Here is a 19232-nt window from a genome sequence, read left to right on the forward strand (position 1 = left end):
GCCAGCCGCGCAGCTATTCTCGATGAGACAGTCCGTATGGGTCGGATGCAATGGAGCTGGCCCCCGCAACATCCTCGCATCTGTTGAGTCAGCCATTATGACGACGGCAGCAGCGCACGCCTGTCACAACGGGCTGCCCGGATCGCATCGGCTGCTGCCTGCCGGTCAGAGGCATTCGTCGATGATCACGTTGCCGAGCGTCAACGGCACCCCGGCCTTGATCACCAGCGTCATGGTGTAGTTTCCCGCCGGCAGATTGAACGTCAGGGACCGGGTCACCGACTGGCCCGGCTCCAGCGAGTCGCATATGAGCGCATCGCTGCTGCCGCTTCCCTGGTCGTTGAGGTCAAACGTATCCTGGTACTCGCCCGACGGCTCATCGCCGACATTGATCTCCTGCCAGGAGACAGTGAAATCCTCACCGGCGCAGGGACTGACAGGATCGGTAACAAAGCTTGTCTGAGCATCAAGCACAATGGCTGCCGGCACGACATACCTCCTCGATGATTGCCCCTGTTCGGTGCGCTTCGGGATCAATAGTAATCGGTGCTGTCGAGCATGAGCCAGATCCCGGGCATCATCGCGCCGCCCGCGCCGACGCCGGTGCCCCAGCCGCTCACATTCTGGGCAGTGAACAGCGGATCGACCCAGCCTCCCGTTATGCTCATCAGCGAATAGCCCAGGGCAAAGGCGGCCCCCAGCGTCGTCAGCGCCGCATATGCCTTGTCGAGCTCGTTCGCCGAAAACGGTCGCCGACACTCGAGCGAGGTCCAGATATCGGGGATCGTGTTGGTGGCGAAATCGAGAGGGCTGGGCGACATGCCGCCACCCAGGCTGCCTCCCGCACCCAGCCCGCCGCCAATAAACAGGAACTTCGCGCGGACGTTGGCACTACTGCTCCTGAACTCGAAGCAGTAAATACCCCCAGCAACAATCACTGCCGCTCCCACCTGCGCGATCCCGACGCACTGCCAGTCTGCTGCCATCGCATCGTTACTCATCTTCACCCTCGCCGGTTCGGCATCAGCGCCAAAACTCCCTAACCTAACGCGGGCGTCGTATGGCGCGTCGGATACTCATCCGATACTGTGGCCTGAGGGCGCGTCACATCAGGTTGGCCATGGTGCATCGTTCGTCTCAGGGGAATGGAGGCGCGTCGCCGCTTTCGCGCGAACGCCTCTCGGACTTGATCGGGCAGATTTACGATTGCACCTTCAACCCCGGCCTCTGGCCGGAAGTGATCCACGCAGTGGGCGATGTCACCAATTGCTTTGCCGGCATGATCGTCGTCGCCGACCTGCAGGGGTCACAGCTCAGACTGGCGCAGCAGTGGAACTATGCCCCGGCGTGGCTTGCCCGCCAGCAGGACCATGAGGCCGAGGTCACCGAGCTCTGGAAGAAGTTCCTCGCCAGCCATCCCCACCTCGATGAGCCGGCGTCAACGCGGCGCGATCTGCCGGAAACTTACGATACCCGCTACTATGCCGAATGGGGCCGGCCGCAGGGCATCGTCGACACGCTGCATCTGGTGGTGCTGCGTCAGCCGCATCGGCTTGGCGAGTTTGGGCTGTCGCGTCACGAAAGCCAGGGCCTCGTCACCGATGAGGACATCGCCAGGCTACGCCTGCTTGCTCCCCACATTCGCCGGGCCGTCACCATCAGCGACCTGCTCGACATGCAGAGCTTCGAGCGCCAGGCGTTCGGCGCCACGCTCGACAGCCTGGCCATCTCCGTCGTGATTGTCGCCGACGCAGGCCGCATCCTGCATGCCAACGACGCGGCGCGACACATGCTCGATGCCGGCTCGCCGGTCCTGCAGGCCGGCGGGTGCCTCACGGCCCGGGATCCACGGGCGACCCAGGAGTTGCTCCGCGCCATCGCACTCGCACAAGCCGACGAGGCGACAATCGGCGCCGCGGGAATCGGCGTGCCGCTGGTGCAGGCCGATATGACGGCCGCAGTCGCCCATGTGTTGCCGCTGGCCCGCGGCGACATTCGCATGCGCATTGCGCCGCAGGCCATCGCGGCGGTGTTCATCGTGCCGGGCGGGTCGGCGTCACCGGCAGATCTGAGCACGGTCGCCCGCATCTTCGGGTTGACCCCCGCCGAGACGCGCCAGCTCGAATATCTGCTGGCCGGCGCCACGCTCAACGAGGCCGCCGCCGCGCTCGGCGTCAGCGCGGCAACGGCACGGACCCATCGTGAGCACCTGTTCGCCAAGACCAGCGTCTCGCGCCGTGCCGACCTCGTCGCTCTGGTCGAACGGCTCGTGCCACCGGTCCGTCGCTAGGCCCCGCGCAAACGCCTGTGCTGCCCTGATGGATGGCGGATTGCCTGTCGAAATGCAGCCACCAGGGGCACTCGCCCCTTCGATCAAACAATCCCACAACAATCGTCTGACAACGTCCCCTGAGACGACGGGGGCTCTATGAACACGCGTATGCTGGCCGGATTCTCTTTTGCCGGTCGCCGCGGCAACGTGGGTGTGGCACGACTCTGCTTGCTGGCGCTGCCCTCGGCCCTGTTGCTGGGGGCCATGCTCTCGCCGGCCTCGGCCCAGAGCTTCACCGTCAGCAGCGGCTCGACCGCCGTCACCACGCGGACCATGACCGGGACCGGCAATATCGGGCTGATCGAGCTCGGCGGGACGCTGAAACCGGCGGCCGGCTTGGGCGTCAACATGATCGGCGACGAGCAGCGGCTCGACAATTTCGGCCTGATCGAAACGGTTGGCGCCGGCGCCTATGGCCTCCGGTCGACGGGGCAGAACGTCAGCATCCATAATGCCGGCACCATCGACACCTCAGGCAGCAACGCCAACGGAATTTACGCTTCGGGTGGATGGGCCGACATCGTCAATGACGGGCTCGTCCACGTCGATGCGGGATTCGGCATCCGCCTCGATGGCGACGACGCCACGCTCACCAACAACGGAACGGTCCGTGCCGACGGGTCTTCGATCGCCGTCTTGCTGTTCGGACACCACACTACCGTCATCAACTACGGAACCGTCCGATCGACCGCCAGTAGCGGGGTCTCGGCCAACAATGATGGCTACATCCTCAACTATGGCTCAGTGCTGACCGAGGGAGCCAGCGGGATTGGCCTCGCCGTCGGGCTGGGCGGACGGATCGAAAATTACGGCCTCGTCTCCACCACCGGAGATTTCGGCCAGGGGATGTTCAACAATGCCGGGGGCGATGACGGCGTCTATGGCCATAACTACGGAACGGTTGTGACGACCGGCCGGTCAGCCAGGGGCATCTATTGGGGCGGCAATAACGGTCACCTCCTCAACGCCGGTACGATCAAGACCAGTGGCCTGCGCGCGGCGGGGGTGCTGCTGCTGGGCAACGGCATCGTGATGGAAAACGACGGCTCGATCCGCACCACTGGAGATTCCGAGATTGGCATCGCTGCGAACGGCATCGAGGCGGCGCCTTTCGCCGATCATGCGCTGATCATCAATCGCGGTTCGATCGCGACGACCGGCATCGGCGCCAGGGGCATCCTGATCGAAGGCACCAATGCCACTATCGTCAATTCCGGCCGCATTGCCTCAGCGCAGTCGAATGCCATCGAGTTCGAAAATGGCGCCGCGCGCCTCGAGCTTCTGGCCGGCACGGCGATCGATGGGAACATCCGCTTTACCGGCACCGGCAACACCGTGAGCTTCGGCCCCGGCCTCAACGCCCGGATGAGCTTTATCGGCGCAGGAATGCCCGGGACGGTGATCGTCGGGGGCAACCCGGCGGTGATCACCGGCAACAGCATCGCGGTGCTCGATCGGGCTGGGTTCGCGCTCGCCGACGACATGAGCCTCGCCCTCCTCGGCTCCCTCTCGGGCGCTGAAAGAGGTTCCGGCCTGTGCGTCGGGGAAGAGACCGAGGCCGAATGCGGCGTCTCCGCCTGGCTCTCAGGGGTTGGCGGGTTCGATCGGCAAGCGGGCAGCGACGAGCTGGCCGGCTATGGCTATGGCCTCGGTGGATTGGTCGCCGGCCTCGAGTTCAAGCCGGGCGACGGGTTCAGCGCCGGCGCCTTCATCGGTGGCGTAGCGGCTGCCGGCGAGGTTGCCGCGAGCCAGGAAACCAACCTGACCGGCGGCATCGTCGGGGCGCATCTGGGTTTCGCGCGGGGCAGCGTCTTTGCCGATTTCTACGCCGCGCTCGGCATTGTCGGCATCGACAGCCGACGCAGCGTCGCCGACAACCTGGTTGACGGAGGCCTCGCCGAGGCGAGCGCCGAGACGGCGGGCTACGCCTTCACCCCGGCGGCGACGCTGGGGTTCAACCTCGATACGCCGCTGGGCGTGCTGACCCCCAGCCTCAGGGCCCGCTATACGCGGCTGGAGCTCGACGGCTACGCCGAGAGCGGCGCGGCCGACACCCTCGTCGTCGATGCGCGCACGGTGGAACAGACCGAGTTGCGGCTGCAACTGGCGCTGACCCTCGCGGCGGGCGATGTGGCGACCACGACCCTCCGCGCCGGGCTCGACCTGACCCACCGCCAGAGCAGCGTCACGGCGGAACTGGCGGGGCAGCCCATCGCCTTCGATCCGGGCAATACCGGCACGCGCTATGGCAGCTTTGCTGGCGTGGACTTCGCCTATCGGCTGGCCGATGGCGGAAGCCTCGAGGCCCGCTCGGAAGTCGCGTTCGACCCGACCGGCCTCTCCGCCACCGGGCAACTGGGATATCGCAAGCCGTTTTGAGGGCTCAGGGCGCCGAACGCTCTTCGGTCGCCTCTGCCTCGCCTTCGCGCTGCCGCAGCGCATACTCGGCTTCGTAGGCCGCGGTGTGGCGGCGTTGCAGGCGGAGCCGGAACGCGATGCCGAGGCAGAAGGCGCCGAAGCCCGCGAGGACCAGCGGCACAGGTTGGGTCAGCATGTCGACCTGGTAGAAGCCGCCATAAAGGGCGAGCGCCAGGGCCAGCAGCGAGACGGCGATCAGGCCATAGGTGAGAGTGGAGCCGTCGGGCTTGGGCGCGTATCGTGTCGCCGCGGCGCGGGCATTGGCCTTGCGCAGTTTATCCGGCACGGGCGCTCCTCATCGGGTGGACAGCCGGCGGCTGCCGGCAGGGCTTGAGCGGGCTCAGGGCTGCCGGTAGCGCAGCACGCGCGCCATCTCGGCGGCGGTGTCGCGCAGGCCGTTGGCCTTGTCGAGGATGTCCCGCGCCTGCTGGAGCGTCAGGCCAAAGGAGTTGGCGAGAAACCCGGCAGTATATTGCTGCTTGGGTTTGGTATCGTTCTGGTCGTCGCTCATCATGAGCTCCTTGGGTTGGTGTAGGGAATGGCGCCGGCCGAGAGCCGGGTTACTGGCCGACAGCTCGGCGCCACAGGCGCGGCGGCCCAAACACGCTCTGGACCACGCCGACCATGTCCTCCGGCAGAAATGGCTTGCCGAGCACCGGCACGTCCTCGAACTCCACCGGCAGGTCGTCATCCGCCGTGCAGAAGACGAAGGGGATCAGGCGGACGCGCAGCGACTGGGCGACCTGCAGCGCGGTATTGGTGCCGATGCAATAGTCGAGAACCGCCGCATCGAAGGCGAGGTCGTCGATCAGGTGCAGGGCGCCGGGGACCGCCTCGGCAAGGTGGACGACATAGCCGGCCTCGGTCAGGCAGGTTTCGATCAGCACCCCGGTTTGTGGGTCGTCCTCGAGGACGAGAATGCGCTTGGTCTGCTCGTCGCTCATCATTCATCCTCCTCGGGACCTGAGTGTCGAAAGACGCTTCGGTCGAAAGATTGGGGCGCTCAGTCTCCCAGCAGCCCCGGCGGCAGGGTGCCGGTGCGGAACAGCAGCTGCGGCTCGTCGTAGGTGTCGGTTTCCTGATCGATATTGGCTGAATAGGCCCAGACGCCGGCGCGGGTCGGTCCCATGCGCTCGGCAGCGGCAATGGCCGCCTCCGGGCTTCTGGCCGGCTGTGGCATATCGGGATCGAGCTTCCGCCCCTTGGCCCTGAAGCCCTGGACGAAATACATCGTGGTCATGGCGAAACCTCCTCGAGAAACGCTGCATTGCAGGCGGTTATGGCGGTGCGACCGCGCTCGGCGCGCACGCACCGGCTGCTTGGTCGCGACAGGCGACAAAGCGACAACGTTGCAAACGAGGGGGACCAGGATGGCCGGCGAGCCGGACGATCAGAGCCAACGATGGCTGTAACGTTGCTCCTATATGGCGGCCGACGTCGGTAAAAACAAGGCGATGCGGTTAAAATAAAGAAACCGACATAGGCAGGTATTTTCCCGACTAATCCTCGGATGTACAAGTATTTTATGACATATACGTGTCCTGCGGAATAGATTGGACATGGCGTCGACAAGGGCGCATGAATGACGAGCTCTCCGCTGCCCAAGCTGATGTATCGACGGATGTCCCATGATTTCATGCGGCGTCGGGCAGACTAAGGATTTTCAAGTGCTTCTGGAGATTTACGCCACGGGAGACCGCGGTGGAGCACGGGCGTCCGGTCCATCCCTGATTGTCGCTGCCGATCACGTCGCGGCGCTGCCGCGCCACCCGACGGGCAAATCCTGGCGCTACCTCGCCACCATTTCGGACAGCGACGCGCTGCTTGCCTCCCGTCGCGAGATCATCGAGGCAGCGCTCCAGAGCCATGGCTACTTTGCCAGCCGGTGGGCGCTTGGCGTCCATGCACCGCGAGCCGCATCGCCGCGACCGGCGGGGCGGGGCGGCAACGGCCTCGCCGGCCTCTGGCAACGCGCCGAGCTGGCATTCCGGCTGCCCGCCTGAACCTTACCACCCCTCAGATCCACCTCACCACGCACTCCGGTGCAGAAGGAGCCCGCTATGGCAAAAGGCCAGAAACACGGCAATCGCGAAGCCAAAAAGCCCAAGCAGCTGAAGCTTGTCCCCAAGGCTGCGCCGGGAGGCGGGCTGCTCGAGCGGGCGGCGCCCGGCGGATCGCCAGGAACCCGGAAGACGACTTAGGGGGCCTTGTTTCAAAGCCCCGACACGACGACCCAGTTCAGCTCAGGAGACGACCATGACCATGGAACTTGCATCCGTCAGGGTGGTCCGCAAACCCTGGGGCAAAACCGATCTGCGCCCGTGGAGCGAATTCGGCCACGACGGCGCCGCGATCGGCGAACTGTGGTTCCAGCGCGCTGATAAGCTGGCGCCAGAGCCCAAGCTGCTGCTGAAGCTGCTGTTCACCGATGAGCCGCTTTCGGTGCAGGTGCATCCGGACAATACATTCGCCCGCGCCATCGGCCTGCCGCATGGCAAGACCGAGGCCTGGTACGTGCTCGCGGCCGACAAGGACGCGAAGGTCGCGCTGGGCCTCAGGCGCGAGCTGACGCGGCCGCAGCTGCGCGCCGCCATTGAGGACGGCTCGATCGTCGAGCTCATCCATTGGCAGGACGTCAAGGTTGGAGAGGGGCTGCTGGTGCCGGCGGGCACCATCCACGCCATTGGCGGCGGGCTGGTGCTGGCTGAGATCCAGCAGCGCAGCGACGCGACCTTCCGGATGTTCGACCACGGCCGCCAGCGCGAGCTGCATCTCGACAGCGCGGTGGGAGCGGCAGTTGCCGGGCCCGCCATCGCCCAGTCCGTGCCGGTGCGGCTGTCGGAGGCCCGCAATGTCATGGCGCAAAGCGCCTATTTCGTCCTCGAAACCATCGAGCTGATGCCCAATTCGCATTGGGAGATCGATGCGAGCAGCGAAACCTGGGTGCTGATCCTCGAAGGCGAGGCGGCCTTCGACCTCACCCAGGTGGCGGCAGGCGAAGCGATGTTCCTCGAGGGGCATCGCGCCACCGTGCGCACTGCGGAACGCGGCGCCAAGGGGTTGATCGCCTACGCAGCCAACGCTCCGCTGCCGAACCTCCTGGTCGGCCGCAACGGCATCCCCATCGAGGTGATGGCCGAGCGCTTTCCCGAACTGGGGCTGGGCCGACAGATGAAAAAGCCGGGCGCGCCGGCGCGGCCATGGGGGATCCGCTCATGAGGCCGGTCCACCGCGTCGCCTTTATCGGCAATTCGCTGCCGCGCCGCTGCGGCATCGCCACTTTCACCACCGATCTGCAACGGGCGCTGGCGGGCCGAACCCCTGATATCGAAACCTCGATCATCGCCATTACCGATGCGGGGCTACACTACGATTATCCGCCGGAAGTCGGCTTCGAGGTGCGCCAGGAGGAGTTTGCCGATTATGCCGCGGCCGCCGATTTCATCAATGCGGGTGGCTTCGATGTCGTTTCGCTGCAGCACGAGTTCGGTATTTTCGGTGGCGAGGCCGGGGGCTACATCCTCACCCTGCTCGAGCGGCTGACCGTACCGGTGGTAACCACGCTCCACACCGTGCTGGCCGAGCCGAGCGCGGCGCAGCGCCGGGTACTCGAGCAGATTCTCGCGCTCTCCGCCCGGGTCGTGGTGATGGCCGACAAGGGGCGCGAACTGCTGATCGGCAGCTACGGCGCGGCGGAAGCGCAGATCGAGGTGATCCCGCACGGCATCCCCGACGTCGCCTTCGTCGAGCCGGACGCTGCCAAGGCGCGGCTCGGCTTTGCCGGCAAGACGGTGATCCTGACGTTTGGCCTGCTCTCCCCCAACAAGGGGATCGAGGTGATGATCGACGCCATGCCGGCGGTGCTCGCGGCGCGGCCCGACGCCGTCTATGTGGTGCTCGGCGCCACCCACCCGACCCTGGTGCGCGAGCAGGGTGAGGCCTATCGCGAGAGCCTCGTCGCCCGCGCGGCGAGTCTCGGGATTGCCGAGCACGTGGTGTTCCTCAACCAGTTCGTCGACCGGCCGGCTTTGCTCGACCACATCTCGATGTGCGACGTCTATGTCACGCCCTATCTCAACGAGGCGCAGATGACCTCGGGGACGCTGGCCTACAGCTTCGGGCTCGGGCGGGCGGTGGTGTCGACGCCCTATTGGCATGCGCTCGAGCTGCTCGCCAAGGGCCGCGGGTGCCTGGTGCCGTTCGGTGATGCGGGCGCCATCGGCGCCGAGATCAGCGCATTGCTGAGCGACGAGCCGAGACGGCAGGCGATGCGGCGGCGGGCCTATGCCACCAGCCGCTCGATGACCTGGGAGCGGGTCGCCGATCGCTATGCGGCGAGCTTTGAGGAGATCCGCGAGCCGCAGCCGCGGCGCCAGTCGGTGCGGCTGCACCTCGTCACACCGGCCGATGACAGGCCTCGCCTGCCGTCGCTGGCACTCGGGCACCTCAGGGTGATGACCGACGACACCGGGCTCTACCAGCACGCCATCCACGCGGTGCCGGACCGGGCGCATGGCTATTGCGTCGACGACAATGCCCGCGGCCTGTTGCTGGCGAGCGCGCTCAACCTCAACCAGTCCGCCCGGCTGCCGGAGACGATGACCGCGACCTACGCCTCCTTCGTGCAATATGCCTTCAATCGCGACACCAGGCGCTTCCGCAACTTCATGTCGTTCGACCGGCGCTGGCTCGAGGAACAGGGCTCGGAGGATAGCCATGGCCGGACGCTGTGGGCGCTGGGCATGGCGGCGCGGGACGACGTCAGCACCTCGCGCCGAAGCTGGGCAGCGGAGCTGTTCGCCGCGGCGCTGCCGGTGGTCGAGGGGTTTGCCTCGCCGCGTACCTGGGCTTTCACCTTGCTCGGCCTGAATGGCTACTGCCAGGTCCGCCCCGACGATGATTTCGCCACGCAGCTGCGGCTGCGCCTCGCCTCCCGGCTGGTCGAATTGCTGCGCCAGGTGGAAACGCCAGGCTGGGTGTGGTTCGAGGAGGGGCTCTCCTACGACAACGCGCGGCTTTGCGAGGCGCTGATCCTCACCGGGCGCGCCACCGGTCTCACCGGCTATGTTGAGGCGGGGCTGCGCACGCTCGCCTGGCTGATGCAGCAGCAGACCAGCCCCTCGGGCCTGTTCAGGCCGGTCGGCACGGCGGGGTTTACCGACGTGCGGCTGCCGCCAAAGCCCTTCGACCAGCAGCCGGTGGAAGCGGCGGCGACCATCGCGGCGTGCTTTGCCGCCTGGTCGCTCACCGGCAGCGCGCTCTGGCAGACGGGAGCGTCGCGGGCCTTTGGCTGGTTCCTCGGCCGCAACGACCTGGGGCTGCCGCTGATCGATGCCGAGACCGGCGCCTGTCGCGACGGCCTCCACCCCGATCGGGTCAACGAGAACCGCGGCGGCGAGTCGGTCGTCTCCTATCTGCTCAGCCTTTCCGACATGCAGCGTTTCGAGCGTGCCGGCACCACCCAACCCCACACGCTGGCGCTATCGGGCGCCAGCCGAGACATGCACAGGTTTTCCCATCAGCAGTTCCGAGGCCGCCTTGTCGCCAGCGACATTCCTAAACCGTCAGGCACTCTACCTGCGCCCTGATCCGGCCCGGGTGATCGTCCGGCCATTCCGGCCGGCCACCGAGCCGAAGGATCTGAAGCCGACCGACAAGACGCGGGCCAACCACATCGTTGACCGCGTGCTCGGGCTTGATGCCGAAACCACCGAACGGCAGTTGGCGGCCGTGCTCGAGAATTTCTCGGGGCGGCACCGCAACCTCCTCGCCACCTTCGAGGCGCGGGCCGACGAGATGGAGGAGGCGCTGGTCGCGCACCTGCCGTTCAGCGTGGCGCAGCGGCGCCTCGTCGGCTCTTATTTCGTGCACGAGTACTCCTTCGAGGCCTCGGCTTTGTTCAATCCGAGCATCGTGGTGCATCCGGACCAGTCGCTGGCGCCGCCCGGCGGCCTCCGCTTCGTGTTGAGCCTCCGCGCCGTCGGCGAAGGGCACGTCTCGTCGCTGACTTTTCGGGCCGGCAGCATCGCCAGGGATGGCAGCGTCAGTATCGATCCGACCACGCGGCTCGCCGCCATGCCGCGCGCCACCGGGCTCGTCCCCTGGCCGGGCGACGCACCGGTCGAACTGGTGTTCAAGGCAGACGAGGATATCAGCGAGCGGGTGATCTTTCCGGTCACCGGCTGGCAGTCGAACGGCATCGAGGACGCCCGTTTCGTGCGCTTCGAGGATCGTGGCACGCACACTTACTACGCCACCTACACCGCCTATGACGGCCGGGCCATCCGCTCCGAACTGCTTGAGACCGACGACTTCGTCACCTTCCGCATGCGCCCCCTGGGCGGCAGCGCCGCCCGCAACAAGGGCATGGCGCTGTTCCCGCGCAAGCTCAATGGCCGCTACGCCATGATCGGGCGGCAGGACAACGAGAACCTCTACCTGATCTATTCCGACGACCTCCACACCTGGGACGGCGGCCAACCCATCCTCAGACCCGAATGGCCCTGGGAGTTCGTGCAGATCGGCAATTGCGGCTCGCCCATCGAGCTCGACCAGGGCTGGCTGCTGTTCACCCATGGCGTCGGCCCGGTCCGCCGCTATGCCATCGGCGCGGCGCTGCTCGATAAGCATGACCCGTCAAAGGTCATCGCCCGCTCGCGCGAGCCGCTGGTGCACCCCGATCCCCAGCAGCGCGAGGGCTATGTGCCCAACGTGGTCTATACTTGCGGCGCCATCCGCCACGGGCCAAGGATCATCCTGCCCTATGCGGTGTCGGACACCTTCTCCAACTTCGCCACCATCGGCATCGATGCGCTGCTGGGGGCGATGGAGGCGCAATGAGATGAGCGCGACCGAACGGATCACCTTCCGGCACCCGTTCCTGCTGGCTGGCCTCGAGCGCCCGCACCAGCCCGGCACCTTCGATCTCGTCACCGAGCGCGAGGCGCTGGATGTGTCCTGGCCGGCCTTCCGGCTGAGCATGACGATCCTCCTCACCGAGGCGGGAGGCGTCGAGGCGGTGCCGGTGACGCGCGATGAGCTCGACGCGGCGCTGCGCCGCGACAGCGAGCCGCGATAGTCGGCGCACATAGTCGGCATATGTCCTTAGTTTGGTCGCGCTTTCGAACCGGAAAAGTCTGCAACTTTTCCTGAAAACGCTCCGGCGTATGCATTCGCCCGGACGGGGCCATGCACCCGTGCTAGTCTCGTCCACTTGCGCGCATTCCGCGCGCTCGTCTGACATAGATCGGACACTTCAAATGCAGATCCCGACTTGGTTGAAACCCGGCCTGATGGGCGCGGGTGCAGGCGCCATCGCCCTTGCCATCGTGGGCTTCAGCTGGGGAGGCTGGGTCACCGGCGGAGCGGCCCAGGATATGGCGAAGAAAGCCTCCAACGCCGCCGTCGCCTCTGCTCTCATCCCCTATTGTGTCGATCGAGCCGGCGCTGTCGACGCCGCAACAGTGCTGACCGAACTCAAGGGCGCCACCACCTATGCGCGCAAGGGCATCGTCGAGAAAGCCGGCTGGGCCACCCCGCTCGGCGCCGACAAGCCCAACACCGACCTGGCGCAAGCCTGCCAGCTGAAGCTCGCCGAAGCGTTCTAGGCTTCCCTGCCCTGCCGGGCCTGGGTCCGGCAGGGCAAGCAGCGGCTATCGGTGGCGATGGCGATGGTGCAGATCCGGGTAGTGCGGATGGGCGTGCCGCAGTTCCCCGTGGCGGTGCCGGTGCGAGTGGGGCTCGGTCGCCGGACCATCGTGAGCATGCTGATGGTGCGCGTCATGGACATGAGCATGCTCATGCTCGAGCAGCTCGTGGATATGCTCGTGCTCATGCCGCTCCGCCAGGTGGAGCCATAGCCCAACCGCCATCAACACCCCGGCGACTGCGAACTGCACCGTCAGGGCCTCCTGAAAAACCATCAGCGAGATCAACGCCCCGATAAAGGGAGCCAGCGAGAAGTAGGCCCCGGTCCGCGCAGTGCCGAGGTGACGCAGCGCCAGCATGAACATGACGAGGCTGACACCAATGCCGAGGAAACCCGCCAGACCGCCCGCGGCGAGAATGCTCGCAGCAGGCAACTGAGCGCCCAGCAGCAGCGCCAGGGCCAGGTTGGTGGCGCCGGCGGCAAGGCCCTTGATGGTCGCAATCTGGATGGGGTCGGCGGACGAGAGCTTGCGCGTGAGGTTATTGTCGATACCCCAGGCGAGGCAGGCCCCGGCGATCAGCAGCCCGCCGATGTCGAAGGATGCGTCCCGCCCCTGCCACGACAGCACCACCGCACCCGCGAGGATTGCCGCAGCGCCAAGCAGCAGCCTCCGGTCGACGTTCTCACGGAACACCAGCCAGGCAATCCCCATGGTCATCAGACCCTCGAGGTTGAGCAGCAGCGACCCCGATGCCGCCGAGGTAAGCGACAGCCCGAACACCAGCAGCAGCGGCCCCAGCACACCGCCGAACAGGATGACGGCGACCAGCCACGGCAAGTCGGCCCGCCGAAGCGGCGCCTCCCTGCGCCCCCATCCGCTTGCCGCCCGCGCGAAATGAACCAGGCCGAGCCCGAGGCCGGCCCCGAGGTAAAGCACCCCGGCGAGCAACCAGGGGTCCATCGCCCCGAGCAGCAGCTTGGAAACCGGCGCCGATGCACCAAAGAGGATTGCCGAGCCAAGCGCCAGGGGGACGCCGGGCCAGAGATGCGATGCGGGCTGAGACATGCCCCAACTATGCCCGCACGGTCGGAGCGCCGCAATCGGCCGTCACTGCTGCAGCGGCAACAGCATGGCCAGCAGCCCGAGGCCGCCGCACACTGCGAGGGTCCAGGTGATGCCGAGCTTGAGGCGGAACAGACAGACGACCGCAACGATGCTCAATGCCGCCGCCGCCCAGTTCACGGTCGGCAAATGCGGGATTGCGACCCGGATGGGCCCGGCCTCGAGGCTGCCCACTTCCCGGAACAGCACGTGCAATCCAAACCAGATGGCGAGGTTGAGGATCACCCCCACCACCGCCGCCGTGATGGCGCTGAGCGCACCCGACAGCTCGCGGTTGGACCTGAGCTTTTCGATATAGGGCGCCCCGAGGAAGATCCACAGGAAGCAGGGCACGAAGGTGACCCACGTCGTGAGCGTGCCGCCGAGCAGCCCGGCCAGCAGCGGGTCGAGCCCGGCGGGATCACGGTAAGCGGCGAGGAACCCCACAAAGCTCAGCACCATGACCAGCGGCCCGGGCGTGGTTTCGGCGAGCGCCAGGCCGTCGACCATCTCGCCGGGTTGCAGCCAGCCGAAATTCTGCACCGCCTCCTGGGCGACATAGGCGAGCACCGCATAGGCGCCGCCGAACGTGACCATCGCCATCTGCGAGAAGAATACCCAGAGCGTACCGAAGGTGCTGGACCAGCCGAGAGCCGGCACGATCACCAGCAGCGGCGCCACCCACAGCCCCACCCAGATGGCGAGCGTCCGCAGCGTCGCAGTGAAGGGCGGGCTGGCCTTGGCAAAACCCTCGCCGATGACTGAGGCAAGGTCCGGCGCCAGCATCTTGTGCCTCGCTGGCGAGAACAACGCCGGGTTGAGCCTGACCCCGACGAACCCAACCAGCGCAGCGAGCAGCACCACCACCGGGAAGGGCACGTCGAAGGCGAACAGGGCGGCGAACGCTGCGGCCGCGATGGCGAGCATGACGCTGTTCTTCAGCGCCCGGCGGCCAACCCGGATGACCGCCTCCACGACGATGGCGAGCACAGCCGCCTTGAGCCCGAAGAACAGGCTCGCCAGCCACCCCGCCTCATGGAACTGGGCGTAGAGGGCCGAAAGGACGGTGATGACCACGAAGCCCGGGATGACGAACAACGCCCCGGCAATGATCCCGCCCCTGGTCCCGTGCAGCAGCCAGCCGATATAGGTCGCCAGCTGCTGGGCCTCGGGGCCGGGCAGCAGCATGCAGAAGTTGAGGGCGTGGAGGAACCGGCTCTCGGCAATCCAGCGCCGCTCCTCGACCAGTTCCTTGTGCATCAGGGCGATCTGCCCGGCCGGGCCGCCGAAGCTTAAGAGCCCGATCTTCGCCCAGACGACACTCGCCTCCCCCAGCGTCGGGGCGCGCGGGGCGAGGTCGGCCGAGGTTGCGACGTTCATCGGGCGCCCTTGCCTCCGGGCCACGAGTGGGTCTCGTCGGTGGCGTCGCGGGCCCAGCGGTAGAGCGCGTCATAGATGCCGAGGCCCGCCTCGAGCTGCGCAAGGTCATCGGCATGGAGCCGCGACAGCCCCAGCGACACCGCGAGCAGCCCCGCGGCTTCCGGCGCGAGGTCGAGCCGGTCGGTATCGGCGCCTCGGACGATCTTCGCCATGGTCGCCAGCGGTTCGGTCACGAGACCGAACGCCTCGATCATGACGTCGAAGGTGCAGAGCTCGCCCCGGTGGCTCCAGAACACCCCCTCGACATCGAACGGCGTCGCCCCGAAGCGCTCCGCCACCGCCCCGACCTCGGCTGGCGCAACGAACAGGAACACCGCGGCCGGATCGACGAAGCGCCGGATCAGCCAGGGGCAAGCGATACGGTCGATTTTGGGGCGGGAACGGGTGACCCACACCGTGGCGCCGCTGCTCCCCCGCTTCGGTATGGCGCTGGCCGGGACCAGTGGCAGCCCGGCGTCCCGCCACCCCTCGAAGCCGCCTTCGACCACCTCGGCATCGGCGCCGTAATGGCGGAGCCAGGCGGCAGCGCCCTCGGCCAGCTTCTTGCCGCGCTGGCAGCTGACCGCAACCGTGCGTCCGGCATAGGCCGCGGCCCAGGTCTCGGCCGTCTCGTGGGAGAGGCAGAGCGATGTGGGGATCAACCGCGCGTCGGCGGCAAAAGCGTCCGGTTCGCGCACGTCGATAATGACGGGCGCCTTGGGGGTGCCGAGCAGGCGGGCGAGCTTGTCCGGTGAGATGGAAGCGTATGATGGCATGGGTGCGTCCTTTGAGTGTCGTTGGACGCGAACTTCAGCGTGACGCCTCGTGGGGAGGTCGCGATCCCCATGCGGCTAGAGATGCAACCGGGAGCGCGGCCATGTCAACCGCAGGTGTCAGTTTTGACGCCAAGCTGCTGTTGGGGAGGCTGGATCCGGCGGATCGGCTGAACCGTTGACTCCACATATGCATCATCATACATATGCACCATGATGCAACAAAGCATGTTCCAGACCTTGGCCGACCCGACGCGGCTTCGTATCGTCGAGGCGCTGGCCGGCGGCGAGCAGGCGGTGGGCGATCTGGTGCGGGCGGTGGACATCGACCAGTCCGGCGTTTCGCGGCACCTGCGGATCCTCGGCGAAGCCGGCTTCGTCGCGATGCGGCCTGATGGGGCGAGACGGCTCTACTCGCTCAGGCCCGAGCCGTTCCGGGCGATCGACGACTGGGTCGGCACCTATCGCAAGCTTTGGCAGGGCCGGCTCGATCGCTTCGACGCCGCCCTGGCGCGACGGCAGCAACCTGAGGGGCAGAACTGATGGTGGACGCCAGCGCGTTGGGCGCCGATAGCCTCAGGTTCGAGCGGGTCTACAGCGCTTCGATCGAGGACGTCTGGGCGCTGTGGACCACGAAAGAGGGGCTGGCGGAGTGGTTCGCGCCTGAAGGCATGCGTTTCGAGGTATCGACCCTGGAGCCCTGGGTCGGTGGGGCATTCGATCACGTGATGACCGCGGTGGGCGCCGAGCAGGTCGCTTACTTCGCCAACCTCAAGCGGCCGACGACGGCGTGGGTGAGCGGTCGCTTCATCGAGCTGGTGCGCCACCGGCGACTGCGCATCCGCTTCGACATCGACTTCGTCCCCGGCGTCGACTCCTATCCCTACGACATGCTGGTCGAGCTCCACGCCGAGGCCGGGCGGGTGCGGATGATCCTCACCGCCGATCGCCACCCGGATCCCGAGATGACCCGTGGCGCAACCATCGGGCTGACCAGCCAGCTGCAGCGTTTCGAGCTGGCAGTCGCAGCCCGAACAACCAGGGAGCAACGACCCTAATGCGACCCCTCCTCTACTCCATCAACGTGACGCTCGATGGCTGCGTCGACCACAACGCCATACCGCCGGAGGGGCCGCTGCAGGAAGAGGCGCTGCGCGCCATCCACCGCAATGCCACCCAGAGCATCGCCCGGGCCGACGCCCTGCTGTTTGGGCGCGTCACCTACCAGATGATGGAGGGCGCGTGGCGGCTGGCAACGCGAACCTCGACGCCGCCCGAGTGGACCGAGCCCTTCGCCCGCACCATCGACGCGATGCAGAAGCATGTCGTTTCGAACACGCTCGACCGGGTCGACTGGAACGCGGAGCTGGTGCGCGGCGACCTGGCCGAGGCCGTCCTGAAGCTCAAGCAGCAGCCGGGCAAGGCGCTGTTCACCGGCGGCGTGAAGCTGCCGATGGCGCTGGCGGAATTGGGCCTGATCGACGAGTACGAATTCGTGCTGCAGCCCGGCATTGCCGGGCACGGCCCTACCCTGTTCGCCGGCCTCTCCAGATATGTCGAGCTGACGCCCATCGACCGCCGCGAGATCGGTGCAGGCATAGTGGCGCTGCGCTACGCCCCGAGACGCTAGGGCCGTCAGCTCAGCGAGCGCTTATCCGCGTTGGTGCCATCGAGCTTCAACCCATGCAGATATCGGTCGACGTGCGGTTTCCAGAGCGCCGGCTTGAGCATCAGCGCATGCCCCATCGGCGCTGCCACGAACTCTCCCTGCCCCAAGCGGACGCCGGCTTATGAGGCTGGGAACACGTTGCCTTACTTGCTGGGGTTAGCGCCCGGCCCGAGGACGAACCACCAATGAGCGATCAGGCCGATGCCCCAGCCGAAAAGCGGCCAGACCACCCAGTAGGGTTCGCCCAGGGTGTAGTTGAGAACGGCGAGGAAAATCATGGTGGCGACGAAGACGAAGGCGTGGATCTGGAATGCCCGCTTCTGGTTCACTGGGCTCGACTGCATCATGGCGACCTCGGGGCTCGAGTTGATGCCACCATGATAGAGCGGCGCGCATCGTCGCTCTTTGCGCTGCTTGCCGCCGATCGGGCCGATATTGCTGACTTTGGCTTGCGGTAAGCCCCCGCTTGTCGCTCTCGAACGGCCGTGCCACTGATTTCGTCGCGGGACCCCGGGGGCGGGCGCCCTGGGGCAGACGGCGGAGGGACCAGCCGATGGCAGCAGAGCTAATGCCGGACGAGGCATCGCGCGCGACCGCGCGCGGCTGGTACGCCGTCACCATCCTTTGCCTCGCGCTGCTGGTGTCGTTCACCGATCGGCTGGTGATCAACCTGGTCGTCGATCCGATCCGCGCCGAGCTCGGCCTCACGGACTTCCAGATCAGCCTGCTGCAGGGCGCCGGCTTTGCCGTGATCTTTGCACTGGCGGGCCTCCCCAGTGGCCGGCTCGCCGATCGGGTCAACCGGCGCAACGTCATCGTCGCGGGGATCTCCCTGTGGTCGGCGGCGACGATCTGCTGTGGGCTGGCCGGCGATTTCTGGAGCTTCTTCATCGCGCGCGTCGGGGTGGGCCTCGGCGAAGCGGCGCTGATCCCGGCGGCCTCGTCACTGATCATCGACTGCTTTTCGGCCCGTCGGCGCGGCACGGCACTCGGCATCTTCTCGCTCGGGGCAACCTTCGGCACCGGCACGGCGCTGTTCGTCGGCGGGGTGCTGCTGAGCTGGAGTGCCGCCGGCTGGTTCGACGGCGTGCCGCTGATCGGTGGGCTGGCGCCCTGGCGGCAGCTGTTCGTGCTGGTGGGGATCCCCGGTTTTGCGCTGCTGCCGCTGCTGCTGCTGATCCGCGAACCGCGGCGTGGGCATAGTTCGGGGCTGCTGCCGCTTGGGGCGGTGGCGCGCCAGCTCGTGGCCGACAATGGCGCGGTGCTGCGCGTCTGCCTCGTCAAAGGGGCGCTCGGCATCGGCGACTACGCGCTGATTTCCTGGTTGCCGACGCTGCTACAACGTTCGCATGGCATGACGCCACTCGAGGCCGGCGGGCTCGTCGCGCTGTCGATCACCACTGGCGGCGTCATCGCCTCGGTGGCCGGTGGAGCGCTCTCCGATTGGTTCGCGCGGCGCTGGGGTATGCCGGCCCGCGTCGTGCTGCTGCTCGGCTGCTACGGCCTGACGCTGGTCGGCGCCGCGGCGATGTTCCTTGCCGGCAGCGGGCAACATGCGGCGCTCGCCTTCGGCATCTGGGCGCTCGGCTCGATCAGCGGCTACGTGATCGGCCATGTGGTGATGCAGGAAGGGGTGCCCAACGAGATGCGCGCCACCACCATCGCCCTGTCGCTGACCATCACCGCGCTGCTCGGCATCGGCCTGGGTCCGACGCTGGTGCCGCTGGTGGCCGGACAGCTCTTTGCCGGCGGGCTGCAGGCGGCGATGGCCAGCGTCGCCCTGGTCGCGGCGCTCTTGGCGCTGCTGATCGTGTGGCCCTCGATCCGGCGGGGGCTGCTGTATCTGCGGGCGGAGCGGGTGGCGGCCTGAA

General features: G+C 67.0%; 23 protein-coding genes. 12 read left to right on the forward strand and 11 right to left on the reverse strand.

The annotated features are described in order from the left end of the window. Positions 1–165: 165 nt before the first annotated feature. Positions 166–489 carry a hypothetical protein gene (locus ACSQ23_RS25225; protein ID WP_436092284.1) on the reverse strand — a complete coding sequence of 108 codons (324 nt, stop codon included), beginning with the start codon at positions 487–489 and terminating at the stop codon, positions 166–168. Between the two features lie 44 nt (positions 490–533). Continuing rightward, positions 534–1001 (reverse strand): hypothetical protein, encoded by a 468-nt coding sequence (locus tag ACSQ23_RS25230; protein ID WP_436092285.1) that lies wholly within the window; start codon positions 999–1001, stop codon positions 534–536. Positions 1002–1186: 185 nt separating this feature from the next. Here ACSQ23_RS25230 and ACSQ23_RS25235 point away from each other — a divergent pair, with 185 nt between their 5' ends. Next, positions 1187–2290 (forward strand): helix-turn-helix transcriptional regulator, encoded by a 1104-nt coding sequence (locus ACSQ23_RS25235; protein WP_436092286.1) that lies wholly within the window; start codon positions 1187–1189, stop codon positions 2288–2290. A 138-nt stretch (positions 2291–2428) separates the two neighbouring features. Beyond that, entirely contained in the window at positions 2429–4711 is a 2283-nt protein-coding gene (locus ACSQ23_RS25240; protein ID WP_436092287.1) for an autotransporter domain-containing protein, read from the forward strand. Positions 4712–4715: 4 nt separating this feature from the next. On the opposite strand, the gene ACSQ23_RS25245 is transcribed toward ACSQ23_RS25240, so the two are convergent. From ACSQ23_RS25245 to ACSQ23_RS25260, 4 genes are read right to left on the reverse strand one after another with little or no spacing between them, the layout of a single operon-like run. Continuing rightward, positions 4716–5036 (reverse strand): hypothetical protein, encoded by a 321-nt coding sequence (locus tag ACSQ23_RS25245; protein ID WP_436092288.1) that lies wholly within the window; start codon positions 5034–5036, stop codon positions 4716–4718. A 54-nt stretch (positions 5037–5090) separates the two neighbouring features. Next, entirely contained in the window at positions 5091–5261 is a 171-nt protein-coding gene (locus ACSQ23_RS25250; protein ID WP_156384709.1) for a hypothetical protein, read from the reverse strand. 49 nt (positions 5262–5310) lie between these two features. After that, the gene (locus tag ACSQ23_RS25255; protein WP_436092289.1) at positions 5311–5694 is read right to left on the reverse strand and encodes a response regulator; all 384 of its coding nucleotides are present in this window, start codon (positions 5692–5694) and stop codon (positions 5311–5313) included. Positions 5695–5753: 59 nt separating this feature from the next. Continuing rightward, entirely contained in the window at positions 5754–5990 is a 237-nt protein-coding gene (locus ACSQ23_RS25260; protein ID WP_055883708.1) for a hypothetical protein, read from the reverse strand. 427 nt (positions 5991–6417) lie between these two features. On the opposite strand from ACSQ23_RS25260, the gene ACSQ23_RS25265 reads away from it, so the two are divergent. The 6 genes from ACSQ23_RS25265 (at position 6418) to ACSQ23_RS25290 (ending at position 12357) form a co-directional block, all read left to right on the forward strand. After that, the gene (locus tag ACSQ23_RS25265) at positions 6418–6753 is read left to right on the forward strand and encodes a hypothetical protein (RefSeq protein ID WP_436092290.1); all 336 of its coding nucleotides are present in this window, start codon (positions 6418–6420) and stop codon (positions 6751–6753) included. Between the two features lie 253 nt (positions 6754–7006). Next, complete coding sequence (locus ACSQ23_RS25270; RefSeq protein WP_436092291.1) at positions 7007–7969, forward strand: class I mannose-6-phosphate isomerase; 963 nt, start codon at positions 7007–7009, stop codon at positions 7967–7969. Next, the gene (locus ACSQ23_RS25275) at positions 7966–10338 is read left to right on the forward strand and encodes a glycosyltransferase family 4 protein (protein ID WP_436092292.1); all 2373 of its coding nucleotides are present in this window, start codon (positions 7966–7968) and stop codon (positions 10336–10338) included. The genes ACSQ23_RS25270 and ACSQ23_RS25275 overlap by 4 nt, the downstream gene beginning before the upstream one ends. Further along, positions 10289–11590 (forward strand): glycoside hydrolase family 130 protein, encoded by a 1302-nt coding sequence (locus ACSQ23_RS25280; protein ID WP_436092293.1) that lies wholly within the window; start codon positions 10289–10291, stop codon positions 11588–11590. The genes ACSQ23_RS25275 and ACSQ23_RS25280 overlap by 50 nt, the downstream gene beginning before the upstream one ends. Position 11591: 1 nt before the next feature. Beyond that, positions 11592–11828, forward strand: a complete 237-nt coding sequence (locus ACSQ23_RS25285; RefSeq protein ID WP_055883712.1) for a hypothetical protein — start codon at positions 11592–11594, stop codon at positions 11826–11828. 181 nt (positions 11829–12009) lie between these two features. After that, complete coding sequence (locus tag ACSQ23_RS25290) at positions 12010–12357, forward strand: hypothetical protein (RefSeq protein WP_055883715.1); 348 nt, start codon at positions 12010–12012, stop codon at positions 12355–12357. 45 nt (positions 12358–12402) lie between these two features. Here ACSQ23_RS25290 and ACSQ23_RS25295 read toward each other — a convergent pair whose 3' ends face one another. Genes ACSQ23_RS25295 through ACSQ23_RS25305 form a run of 3 tightly spaced genes read right to left on the reverse strand, consistent with a single transcriptional unit; the run spans position 12403 to position 15695 of the window. Next, positions 12403–13464 carry a DMT family transporter gene (locus ACSQ23_RS25295; RefSeq protein WP_055883718.1) on the reverse strand — a complete coding sequence of 354 codons (1062 nt, stop codon included), beginning with the start codon at positions 13462–13464 and terminating at the stop codon, positions 12403–12405. Positions 13465–13506: 42 nt separating this feature from the next. Further along, complete coding sequence (gene chrA, locus ACSQ23_RS25300) at positions 13507–14880, reverse strand: chromate efflux transporter (RefSeq protein ID WP_436092294.1); 1374 nt, start codon at positions 14878–14880, stop codon at positions 13507–13509. Next, positions 14877–15695, reverse strand: coding sequence for a chromate resistance protein ChrB domain-containing protein (locus ACSQ23_RS25305; RefSeq protein ID WP_436092295.1), 819 nt, complete (start codon positions 15693–15695; stop codon positions 14877–14879). Before ACSQ23_RS25305 ends, chrA begins: the two co-directional genes overlap by 4 nt. A gap of 225 nt (positions 15696–15920) precedes the next feature. Between ACSQ23_RS25305 and ACSQ23_RS25310 the strand changes: the two genes are divergently transcribed. Genes ACSQ23_RS25310 through ACSQ23_RS25320 form a run of 3 tightly spaced genes read left to right on the forward strand, consistent with a single transcriptional unit; the run spans position 15921 to position 17322 of the window. After that, a complete protein-coding gene (locus ACSQ23_RS25310) occupies positions 15921–16235 on the forward strand; it encodes an ArsR/SmtB family transcription factor (RefSeq protein ID WP_244488510.1) in 315 nt (104 codons plus the stop codon). Further along, complete coding sequence (locus ACSQ23_RS25315) at positions 16235–16750, forward strand: SRPBCC family protein (protein ID WP_436092296.1); 516 nt, start codon at positions 16235–16237, stop codon at positions 16748–16750. The genes ACSQ23_RS25310 and ACSQ23_RS25315 overlap by 1 nt, the downstream gene beginning before the upstream one ends. After that, positions 16750–17322, forward strand: a complete 573-nt coding sequence (locus tag ACSQ23_RS25320) for a dihydrofolate reductase family protein (RefSeq protein WP_436092297.1) — start codon at positions 16750–16752, stop codon at positions 17320–17322. Before ACSQ23_RS25315 ends, ACSQ23_RS25320 begins: the two co-directional genes overlap by 1 nt. A gap of 5 nt (positions 17323–17327) precedes the next feature. Here ACSQ23_RS25320 and ACSQ23_RS25325 read toward each other — a convergent pair whose 3' ends face one another. Both ACSQ23_RS25325 and ACSQ23_RS25330 read right to left on the reverse strand, forming a co-directional pair. After that, positions 17328–17450 carry a hypothetical protein gene (locus ACSQ23_RS25325; protein WP_436092298.1) on the reverse strand — a complete coding sequence of 41 codons (123 nt, stop codon included), beginning with the start codon at positions 17448–17450 and terminating at the stop codon, positions 17328–17330. 54 nt (positions 17451–17504) lie between these two features. Then, a complete protein-coding gene (locus ACSQ23_RS25330) occupies positions 17505–17708 on the reverse strand; it encodes a 2TM domain-containing protein (RefSeq protein WP_055883732.1) in 204 nt (67 codons plus the stop codon). Positions 17709–17914: 206 nt separating this feature from the next. Here ACSQ23_RS25330 and ACSQ23_RS25335 point away from each other — a divergent pair, with 206 nt between their 5' ends. Beyond that, positions 17915–19231, forward strand: coding sequence for an MFS transporter (locus ACSQ23_RS25335; RefSeq protein ID WP_200940468.1), 1317 nt, complete (start codon positions 17915–17917; stop codon positions 19229–19231). Position 19232 lies beyond the last annotated feature (1 nt).

Origin of the sequence: Devosia sp. LjRoot16 (assembly GCF_964252795.1) — a bacterium.
Classification (GTDB): domain Bacteria; phylum Pseudomonadota; class Alphaproteobacteria; order Rhizobiales; family Devosiaceae; genus Devosia_A.